At 46.8% G+C, this 626-nt stretch carries 1 protein-coding gene; it reads left to right on the top strand.

The window, feature by feature from the left end; translation table 11 throughout:
- Nucleotides 1-542: hypothetical protein (locus tag GS601_RS22705; protein WP_162425561.1), on the top strand; the 542-nt coding region annotated here is incomplete at its 5' end.
- Nucleotides 543-626 lie beyond the last annotated feature (84 nt).

The raw sequence follows: 626 nt of genomic DNA, 5'->3' as shown, positions 1-626 counted from the left end.
TACTGCCACCAACCGAAGAAGCCGTCGATTGCGATCAACGACAATCTCTTGCTCCCGGCTTAACCCGAACTCAGGTTATTGGTAAGGCATCAAGGCGAAAGCCTCCAGACGGTTCTGCGGCGTTTGCCGCGCAGGGTAAAACGTTTGAGAGGTTTAGAAAAATTATGTTGAGACGTTATGTACTCACAGACGGCACAACTAGCGATGAGGTGCATTACATGATGCCCAATGAACTTGAGCAAGCCCAGCGCGAAGCCAAACTTGCAACAGATGGTAAATGGTTATGGGTTGCTGCTGATGAAGCGATCTACCTGAGCATCTCCGAAGCGATTGCTCAATTATGCAATATCAGCAGCAACATTGAATTTGAGAAATTCTGTCAACTCCTAAAATTGCAGCCCAAGAAAGATAATTTGACAACTCGTGCTGCCTGGAAACAGTTCAACTTGGCATCTCAAGCTCTTAGAGAAGGTATTTCGCCAGAGCAATGGGAAACGTTACTTTTTCAAGCTAGTAACGCTCAAATTCAGAAGCGCAAGTAAACCGTAATTTAACGTGAGTTCGACGGATTAAAAGATGGCAGGAGGGAGAGCAGGCAAGCCTTTTGGCTGCAAGTCGAGCGAGGG

This window comes from Myxacorys almedinensis A, assembly GCF_010091945.1.
Lineage (GTDB): Bacteria > Cyanobacteriota > Cyanobacteriia > Leptolyngbyales > Leptolyngbyaceae > Myxacorys > Myxacorys almedinensis.
The sequence above is the reverse complement of the archived record's forward strand: the minus strand, read 5'-3'. Positions and strand labels throughout refer to the sequence as shown.